The organism is Bradyrhizobium sp. Mp27 (assembly GCF_029953005.1).
Classification (GTDB): Bacteria; Pseudomonadota; Alphaproteobacteria; order Rhizobiales; family Xanthobacteraceae; genus Bradyrhizobium; species Bradyrhizobium barranii.
The window spans coordinates 1-7729 of sequence record NZ_JASAUS010000237.1 but is presented as its reverse complement, the minus strand read 5'-3'; the positions used below and the strand labels follow the sequence as shown (position 1 = coordinate 7729).

Genomic DNA, 7729 nt, shown 5'->3' with positions numbered 1-7729 from the left:
CGGCGGCTCTTCTTCGTCATCTTCGCTCCTGATTCGCAGCAAGAATCCTCGCCGCTGTCAGGCAGAAAATCCACTCAAGCTACTGTCCGAATTTGCGGGGCCAGCTCTGTTCCTACCAGTGGCCTAATTCGCTTTCGCGAGTGGCCTATTTCGGCCAGTACCCACTTATTCGCCAACAGCGGCGCAGAAGCCGACTCGTCACGAAGTCCGCTAAGGGGCCGCAAGCGGACTCATCGGGGCAGCAGGACCGATAGGGACGCGCGTTTCATCGCGCGCGCCCCGCACAGAACCGTCCTGGCGCGGATGCAGGATCGCGAGATCAGCGGACCGGCAGCATCAAATGCTCGTATTGCGTGCCAGGCCACATCACATAGGGCTTCGTTGGGTCGGCCTTCGCGTCGCGTGGATAACCATCCAACATCTTAGCGCCAGAGCCCACGATCATTACGTGTGCGCCGGTTTTGATCCAATTGTTGCCGGGCTCTTCTTTTGTTGCATAGGGGTCGGTGTTGCTTGCACCTCCGTCCCCTTGCAGCATGTACATGAACCCTACCTTATTCGCCGGTGGCTCCTTGTGCTCCATCCATGCCGTCGCCCATTCCATCGCGTTTTGATCGCCGCACATCGGGTCGGGGTTGGCCGGATCGGCATGGCCCGGCATGCACGTCCACTGCCCAGTTCCTTTGCGCAAGGTCCGCATCTTGCCGTCGTGATCCATAGCGACGATCGTTGCGTCTTTGGCGATGGCCTCGGGTGCCGCGGACAAGGACAGCTTAATCAGCTCCTCGTCGCTCATCTTGTGGCCGGTTGACTGTTGAGCGAAGGCGTAGCTCGGCATAAGCGCGAGGACAAATAGCGTTACATAGGCCAGCGATTTCATCGCGAAATCCTCCATGAGTTTTCGCTGATGCCAGCCGCGGAGGAGCCGGAGGCCGGCGTCTGCGCTGAGGTCTTGCACGTAGTTATCCTAGCCTCCTTTTGAGCTCCTGAAACGCGCCATTTGGCCGCTGCGGAACGATCAGCACCGGGACTTCCGCTCAGGTCAAAAGCGAAAAACTCAGCGTAAGCAAATCTCGTCCGCTGCGCCCCACTAAGCTGACCACAGTGAGGGGCGTCGCCACTTCGCTGTTAGGCAAGAAGCCAAATTGACTCGGCGTCACGTCAAAAAGCAAAGCATGCCGAGGAACTGATCGGCACCTAAGTGTACTTCCGGTTGAACCTTCGCTCGTTTCCGATGACCCACGCAAACGGGCTAGGAAACGGAGGTTTCCATGACCAGTTTCAATGGACACCCAGTGCATCTTTATCGGTTGATCGTAGCCGGCACGGTGGGATTGTGTGCGGTCACATTTTTCGGCATCAACACAGCCTATTCACATGACCTGATGCGACCAGAACTGAACGCTTGGTTCAAAAGTCTCAAGAATAGGGCAGGTGAGCCGTGCTGTGATGGTGGGGACGGCCAACAGGCGGAGGCCGAGTGGGATATGGCAAAAAATGGCTATAGAGTCCTTCTGAAGCATCCGCATCGGCCAAACGAACCCGGGCAATGGTTTGATGTGCCAAACTCTGTCGTAGTCAACGGGCAGAACCTCAGCGGCAGGGCGATGGTTTGGTGGTGGCCGTCATACGACAATGGAAGAATGACTCCTTTGTGGCGGTGCTTCATTCCCGGACCGGCGGGATGATCCTCCCTGGGAAATCAATAGCACCGTAAGTAAGTCCGCCATGGGTCAACAACGAGCATCGCGGCGCCCAGCGCAAGGGATTTCCGGCCTAGGCAATGTGTGCGCCGTCGCTCTCTCCCATTTGTCAACGTAATTGACGGTAATTGCCCGGAATTGCTGTTCCGAACGATTGGATGGAGCCTTCCGGCAACCAGCCATCGTGAATGTGCCTTCGCAAAACTGGTCGTGGTGGTTGAAGTTCGGCGCGGTGTGTGACCGGCTGCATTAGCGGTGTCATGACGCGCGATATGGACTCCCGAGGTGAACGGCGCCGTTGCCTGCACCTCTTCCGTAAGGAACCAATGGCCGGCCCAGCGCGAACCGGTGACGGTGTCGTCATGCTGGCGGGAGCGCAGCCGCGGGTGGCATTTGATCCAATGGCGGCAGCAGTTGATTGGCTCGACGCCTACCGAGCTGGCGATGTCGAAGCGATCGTGCAGATGTACGCCGATGGCGCTGTGACCGAATGCGCTTGCGACGGCGTGACCATCGTAGGCCGCGAGAGCTTACGCTCCTACTGGAAGCGCCGCTTGAAGGAATACCCAGCGTCGGGGCCTGATGATCTACAACCTAGCGAAGACGGCGCGACGATCTTCTATGTGGCTCGCGATGGCATCGTCAGCGCAACCCTTGAATTTGATGACCGCGGGCGCATCGCCGTCCTCCGTTGCGGGCCCATGAAGCAGGACCGCCTCAGTCGGCCGCCTCTTTTAGGGCGTGTTTTCATAAATCCGCGATGTCCGCCTATTCGCCAACAGCGGCACAGATTCCGCAATGCACATCTGGCCGAAGCTACCGGATGCTTGCGATGAAACCTTACGCCTCATTGCCGAGGTGCCCATCTCCTTGGTCTAATGGCTCCTGACTTTCATTTAGGGACTTGCCTTGAACAGTTTCCAGATAGGCGTTCATTTCGTGACGCTGGCGGCGGCGTTCGCGCTCGCCGTGCCGATTGGGTGGGACCGCGAAAAGCGGGCGCGCAGCGCGGGGCTCCGTACTTTTCCGCTGGTCGCGCTCGCCAGTTGCGGCTTCATCCAGGCCAGCGAACATCTCTTGGCGTCCTCGCCCGACGGGATGGCAAAGGTCATCGAAGGCCTAATCACCGGCATTGGCTTCATCGGCGGCGGCGCGATCCTTAAGCAGGGCAATATGGTACAGGGTACCGCGACCGCCGCGAGCCTGTGGGCAACCGGCGCGATCGGAGTCTCGGTCGGGCTCGGCAGCTACGATGTCGCGGTGACGATCGCGCTGTTCACCTTCCTGACGCTCCGGTTGTTAACTCTCGTCAAGGAAGAGGACGACCTTCAGTGACATATTTCTAAAACTGCCTGGACATCGCCGCATGTGTTCGGTTCTTCACCTTGATCCATTCTTTTGTGCGGCCGGCGATGTAGCGGCGATCGCGGCGTTTCGAAACCAATCCTTCAAGGCCCATTGCACCGGCAGCCTTAAAGAGATCCGGCCTGACCTCTCCGCCCGCAAACGGTGCAACAAAGATGCCGTCCGGCCGGACGCGTAACAGGCGCGCTAGGTTGGTCTTGCGCATAGTCAACGGCAGCTGGCGCAGATCCTCGCCGCCGAGCGCCATAAGAAAGGGCCGCATTGCCGGTTCTGACCCGAAGCCGGCCATCTTGTCCCCAGAGGTCCAAAACGGAAGTCCATTCGTTTGCGTCGATCTGACACCAAGTCCGCGGGCGAGACAGAGGAACATCAATTCAGCGCGCCCGTTGAAGCCTTTTATCGAGAGGAGGCCAAAATGAAGCTGGCCACAATTCTGGTTCTCGGTTCCCTCGCCATTGGCTCAGCAGCGAGAGCAGACCAACCCGGACCTGACTGGATGCCGATGGAGCAGGTGAAGGCCAAGGTCATGGAGTCGGGCTATTCGCAGGTCACTAAGCTTGAAGCCGACGACGGCCAATGGGAGGGCGAAGGCATCAAGAACGGACAGAAGATGGAATTCCATGCCGACCCTAAGACCGGCGTGATCGTGCGCGAAAAGCTAGACCACTAGCTTGAGAAGATGCAAGGTGGGTGGCCAGTTGTGCTTCGCATTCTGGCCGCCTCCCTGGGGGCATTACAGTAAGGTCTGGACCCGCGCTAAACGGTTGCGCGGTTGACCGCTGGGTTCGAGGCCGCAGTTGCGAGCGCGTGATCTACTTCGGGAACAACTTGTCCCGGATGTAGCGCGACGTGGGCGTGAGTCTGATGCCGCGCGGCTTGCGCCAAGCCGCTTTATCGATCTCGTTCTTATCGCCGATCCTCAGGGGACCGGACGCCTTCTTGGCCACAAAGATCGCGTCACTCATCTGTCGTCCGGATTGACGGTTTTTTCCCTTTACCTCTTTCCAGAGCTTCACCGGCCCAAGTTTTAGCTTCGGCAGTTCCTCGGTGATCTCGCGGCGAAGACACTTCGTCTCACTTTCACCCGCACGCTTACGGCCGCCCGGGAACGCCCAGCGCTTATCGCGCCGTCGTCGGACCAGAAGTACTCGCCCATTCTTCGCGGCGACAAGTTTCGAGGATTTAGCCATCTTCCTGCGAATCGATTTCACAATCCGGCATCAGTTTACAGCGGGGTTCGCGCCGCAGTGAAGAGCATCGTTCCCCTATGATTACGGAGCAACCGATTTACGTCCAAGTCGATGGTTCGCGCTGGGCCAGACGACTGGTCGCGCTGTGCGTATTGGGCGGGTGAGCGCGAAGGCGGCTCTTGTGGACCCGCCGATGAAGTCGCCAGCGACCGTTCGGCGCTACTGCGAACGCGCTTGGGGCCGCTTACAAGGCACCTCAGTGCCGCCAGCCGTCCTTGTCGACCTCGACCCGAGAGCCTTCCGGCATGCGCGGCACTTCCCCATCGCCAGCAGCGTTGCAGGCCGGACAGGGCGCCCCGGCGCCCCCACAGCTGCAGGCGCGTGGGCCTTCCCAGGGGCGGTCCGGGTGGTTCTCGCAAACCCAGCCGAGGTCGTCACAGTTGACGCACGTCGTGATCGTGGCACCGGCCGCCGCCGGCTTATCCTCGCTAGACATCAGGCGACCCCGCGCAAGGGCAGCGCGAGCTGCATGTCGAAGCGCTTTGTGGCGTTAGCGGCGATGAAGTCTTGCGGCGCAGATGAGATGTCGGCTGCGCGCTGGGCCAGTGCGTCGGCGACCTCGGAAGTAGCATCCCGCGACCACCCCTCGACGGGATTGAAGGATACAATTCGGACCGGATAGGCGTACTGGCCGGACAGGAGATTTTGCAGGATGATATCGAGGTCGGTGTCAGCCTCGTCGGTCTCGCGCCGGGCGCAACCGGCACGCGCGCCAAAGTCTTCAAGCACGAGATAGATGTCGCGGTCGAGGCGGTCAGCCGGCACGATCGAGGGCGAGGAACGCATACGCTACTCCGATACTGCAAAGGGCGAAGAGACGGCCCCGGCTGCGGGGGGATCAAGGGGGTAGACCGGGGCCGCTCCGCCAGCTCTGCCGGGAGCCGGCGACGACTCAAATATTCGCCACCCTTGCGGTTCCTTTGAAACGGTCACTTCCCGAAACAGGTGCCGACCAGCTGCCGGGAAACTTCGGTAGTGGCGCGTCGGGCAAGCCCCAGCGCGTCCGCTTTCTGCCCGCCTATCCGCAGCCGTTTGCTCCGGCACGCCTCACAAATGTTATTGACGGAACAGAGATAGTCGGGAAAACTCGGCAAAACCGGGGAGGCTGGCAGATTTCATTTCGTAAATATTGAAACCCGGAAGAAGGGCCGCTGTACCAAGGCAGCGGCCCTTGTCTTGTGGCTCGCATTGGCGTGTTTCCGGGCCAAGTGGCCTAATCACAGGGCTCGTTTCCGTGCTCTCGCCGCCGTCAGAAATTCGCAGTTTCCACCGAACCTTTCGCCGTGGTCCGGCCTATCTGGGGATGGTGCCGTTTGTAGTTTGAGGAATCCGGCCAATGACGGAAAACGCACAGCGCGATGCAGCTTGGCGCAATCGCCTCCTAGAGGCCGCGCAGAAAGAACTAGCCAGGTTCGAGCAGGCCGAAAACCAGTTCCGCAAGAAGGATCAGGCTGAGCGCGCTGCAGAGCTTCGCCTTCCTCTTAAGTTCAACATCCACTGAGCCGCGCCGGCAGCTTCATTCAGCTGTCATGGCACGTTCCTAGCATGTCATGCGACGGGGCTCCGGCGCGCGGCTCTCCGTCCAACCTCGGCCTAGACCACCAGATGGGCGGAGAGCTCGCCGAGCGCCCGAACCGTCGCGGCAAAATTAGCTTTTCAAGCATTTATTAATGCCGCCCGCGCGGAACAGGCTAAATTGTGCTTCAAACCCTACGGTTAGGACCCGTATGCACGAGGCCAATCATGAAGCACCGTCGCCGGTTCAAGCAAAGCCAATTCCTCGAAGAGCGCCTTGCCGCAGAAGCCGAACGCCTGAGAGAGCAAGCGAAGAAGCTCCCGCGCGGTCCTGAGCGCGAAACCCTTATCCGCAGAGCCAGACAGGCTGAGACCGGCTCGCATATAAGCGAATGGCTCAGGTCCGCCGGGTTGCAGCCGCCAAGTGAGCGCTGACAGCGCGCTTAAGGCTGTGGTAAAATTCAGCCGAGGGAGAGGTACGCGCGGCGGGGCGTGCTATGCGGGACTATCAAGCGCAATTGGAAAAGCTGCGGACCGACGCGGCCGAGTGCAAGCTCATCAGCGATCTTGCCACTGACAAAGCCAAACGGGACTTGTTCGAGAGGCTGGCCAGCCACCTTACGGTTCTTGCCGATCAGGTCGAGACGGCCATGCTCGAACGCAAGGTCCGTGACGGTACTTAAATCTGCATAGCCACTTTTAGTTGGTGCATAATTTTCCCTCAAATTCGCGAGGGCGCCATGACCGAGCGACTTATTCAGGCAGGCATTGTCACCGTAGGCACCGTGAACGCTGGCCTAATCGTTTGGCTAATACTGACGATTTGAGGCGGCCTCAGTTGGCGGCTTGGCCTGATTTGATTTAGATCAAGAGACGCTGGCCGCCATCAGACACGCTGGGCCTCATGGGAAAGCCTGAGGAACAGAGCGAGCCCAAAGAGCCCAAGCCGTCTCGCTTGGAGGAAGCGCAGCGGATCATTGAGGATTATGTCGCTGAGCTTCGTGAGATCGTTCGGAAGCTCAGGCGCAAGATGAACTAAGGCCGCGGCAGTTGGCCGCCTCTTAATTTCAGATTCGTTGTCGTCGGCCAACTGCCATCAAAGATTGGCGGCATATTTCGCGACCCGGAGGGAATACTCGATGCGCCTTGCATTGCCTTATGTTGGAATTGGTTTCTGCGCGCTTCTCTCGGGCTGGTTGTCCTTCACCCCTGATCTATTGAGTGAGTAGGCCGCCCGGGCCTAGCAAGCGAACATAAGTCCCGCTCTCGTGCAGATGGAGCCAGCCGCGCTCGATCGCGTGTTTGAGCCCGGCGCCGAACTCGCTCTCCCCTTCAGCTTGAACAAGAAGGGCGCGTTGATCCTCTCGATATAGATGCGGCCGTCCTGGACAGCCTCGACGCTGGCCGCGAGCTCGACGAGCTTGCGCGCGGCCGCCTCCGGGTCAGCATAGGGGCGTTCTTCGGCGTGCTTCATCGGTGTGTCCCATTGGCCGCCTGCACCGCGGTGATTGCGCGGTGCGGGTAGCTCTCGGCCGGGTTCCATCTGTCGAATGTCGTCCCGCAGGCGCAGCGCATGAGGGTGTTCCGGATTTCGCTGTCGAGCTTCTCGCCCCGCGTCCGCTTGGCCGCAACCTCGGCCCGCCAGTCGCGATCGTGGCGCCATTCGGCATTGTCGGGAATGTTCGGCTGTAGCTCCGACCATGCAGTCTCGAAAGCCTCGCGCGCGGCTTCGAAGGTGGCGGCTATGCCACTTCGCCATGTGCCTGGCTCCATGCCGGGATAAAAGGAGCTATGGCTGATTTTGGGTGACGCGGCCTGATCAGGCGGCGTGGCTTTCAGTGTTCGGAATGACTTCGATTCCGTCGATGAACTTTACACCGGCGATGACTTTCGGCA

13 protein-coding genes are annotated in these 7729 nt (G+C 59.8%); 7 read left to right on the top strand and 6 right to left on the bottom strand.

The features are described 5' to 3' along the window. Nucleotides 1-319: 319 nt before the first annotated feature. Nucleotides 320-958 carry a hypothetical protein gene (locus tag QJT78_RS46455; RefSeq protein ID WP_202801370.1) on the bottom strand — a complete coding sequence of 213 codons (639 nt, stop codon included), beginning with the start codon at nt 956-958 and terminating at the stop codon, nt 320-322. A gap of 313 nt (nt 959-1271) precedes the next feature. On the opposite strand from QJT78_RS46455, the gene QJT78_RS46450 reads away from it, so the two are divergent. From QJT78_RS46450 to QJT78_RS46440, 3 genes are all read left to right on the top strand, one after another. After that, a complete protein-coding gene (locus QJT78_RS46450) occupies nt 1272-1688 on the top strand; it encodes a hypothetical protein (RefSeq protein WP_155258060.1) in 417 nt (138 codons plus the stop codon). Nucleotides 1689-1963: 275 nt separating this feature from the next. Then, nucleotides 1964-2539, top strand: a complete 576-nt coding sequence (locus tag QJT78_RS46445; RefSeq protein WP_063711786.1) for a nuclear transport factor 2 family protein — start codon at nt 1964-1966, stop codon at nt 2537-2539. A gap of 73 nt (nt 2540-2612) precedes the next feature. After that, nucleotides 2613-3038, top strand: coding sequence for an MgtC/SapB family protein (locus QJT78_RS46440; protein WP_028152970.1), 426 nt, complete (start codon nt 2613-2615; stop codon nt 3036-3038). A 7-nt stretch (nt 3039-3045) separates the two neighbouring features. Here the strand turns inward: QJT78_RS46440 and QJT78_RS46435 are convergent, their stop codons facing one another. Next, entirely contained in the window at nt 3046-3357 is a 312-nt protein-coding gene (locus QJT78_RS46435) for a hypothetical protein (protein ID WP_312016890.1), read from the bottom strand. A 126-nt stretch (nt 3358-3483) separates the two neighbouring features. On the opposite strand from QJT78_RS46435, the gene QJT78_RS46430 reads away from it, so the two are divergent. After that, complete coding sequence (locus QJT78_RS46430) at nt 3484-3738, top strand: PepSY domain-containing protein (protein ID WP_028152971.1); 255 nt, start codon at nt 3484-3486, stop codon at nt 3736-3738. Between the two features lie 142 nt (nt 3739-3880). On the opposite strand, the gene QJT78_RS46425 is transcribed toward QJT78_RS46430, so the two are convergent. After that, nucleotides 3881-4258, bottom strand: coding sequence for an NUDIX hydrolase (locus tag QJT78_RS46425; RefSeq protein ID WP_028152972.1), 378 nt, complete (start codon nt 4256-4258; stop codon nt 3881-3883). Between the two features lie 495 nt (nt 4259-4753). Beyond that, the gene (locus tag QJT78_RS46420; protein ID WP_028152973.1) at nt 4754-5104 is read right to left on the bottom strand and encodes a hypothetical protein; all 351 of its coding nucleotides are present in this window, start codon (nt 5102-5104) and stop codon (nt 4754-4756) included. Between the two features lie 550 nt (nt 5105-5654). Between QJT78_RS46420 and QJT78_RS46415 the strand changes: the two genes are divergently transcribed. From QJT78_RS46415 to QJT78_RS46405, 3 genes are all read left to right on the top strand, one after another. Further along, the gene (locus QJT78_RS46415) at nt 5655-5819 is read left to right on the top strand and encodes a hypothetical protein (RefSeq protein ID WP_085965744.1); all 165 of its coding nucleotides are present in this window, start codon (nt 5655-5657) and stop codon (nt 5817-5819) included. A gap of 242 nt (nt 5820-6061) precedes the next feature. After that, nucleotides 6062-6268, top strand: coding sequence for a hypothetical protein (locus tag QJT78_RS46410; protein ID WP_080586875.1), 207 nt, complete (start codon nt 6062-6064; stop codon nt 6266-6268). A gap of 62 nt (nt 6269-6330) precedes the next feature. Next, the gene (locus tag QJT78_RS46405; protein WP_028152975.1) at nt 6331-6516 is read left to right on the top strand and encodes a hypothetical protein; all 186 of its coding nucleotides are present in this window, start codon (nt 6331-6333) and stop codon (nt 6514-6516) included. Between the two features lie 557 nt (nt 6517-7073). Here the strand turns inward: QJT78_RS46405 and QJT78_RS46400 are convergent. Next, on the bottom strand, nt 7074-7307 hold the full coding sequence (locus QJT78_RS46400) for a hypothetical protein (protein WP_309248381.1): 234 nt from the start codon (nt 7305-7307) through the stop codon (nt 7074-7076). Further along, nucleotides 7304-7606 (bottom strand): hypothetical protein, encoded by a 303-nt coding sequence (locus QJT78_RS46395; RefSeq protein ID WP_281460682.1) that lies wholly within the window; start codon nt 7604-7606, stop codon nt 7304-7306. The genes QJT78_RS46400 and QJT78_RS46395 overlap by 4 nt, the downstream gene beginning before the upstream one ends. Nucleotides 7607-7729: the final 123 nt, after the last annotated feature.

Coding starts and splice junctions, on each gene's coding strand:
- QJT78_RS46395 (WP_281460682.1), bottom strand. CDS start 7,606: ATGGAGCCAGGCACATGGCGAAGTGGCATAGCCGCCACCTTCGAAGCC.
- QJT78_RS46435 (WP_312016890.1), bottom strand. CDS start 3,357: ATGGCCGGCTTCGGGTCAGAACCGGCAATGCGGCCCTTTCTTATGGCG.
- QJT78_RS46450 (WP_155258060.1), top strand. CDS start 1,272: ATGACCAGTTTCAATGGACACCCAGTGCATCTTTATCGGTTGATCGTA.
- QJT78_RS46445 (WP_063711786.1), top strand. CDS start 1,964: ATGACGCGCGATATGGACTCCCGAGGTGAACGGCGCCGTTGCCTGCAC.
- QJT78_RS46430 (WP_028152971.1), top strand. CDS start 3,484: ATGAAGCTGGCCACAATTCTGGTTCTCGGTTCCCTCGCCATTGGCTCA.
- QJT78_RS46405 (WP_028152975.1), top strand. CDS start 6,331: ATGCGGGACTATCAAGCGCAATTGGAAAAGCTGCGGACCGACGCGGCC.
- QJT78_RS46415 (WP_085965744.1), top strand. CDS start 5,655: ATGACGGAAAACGCACAGCGCGATGCAGCTTGGCGCAATCGCCTCCTA.
- QJT78_RS46400 (WP_309248381.1), bottom strand. CDS start 7,307: ATGAAGCACGCCGAAGAACGCCCCTATGCTGACCCGGAGGCGGCCGCG.
- QJT78_RS46410 (WP_080586875.1), top strand. CDS start 6,062: ATGAAGCACCGTCGCCGGTTCAAGCAAAGCCAATTCCTCGAAGAGCGC.
- QJT78_RS46420 (WP_028152973.1), bottom strand. CDS start 5,104: ATGCGTTCCTCGCCCTCGATCGTGCCGGCTGACCGCCTCGACCGCGAC.
- QJT78_RS46425 (WP_028152972.1), bottom strand. CDS start 4,258: ATGGCTAAATCCTCGAAACTTGTCGCCGCGAAGAATGGGCGAGTACTT.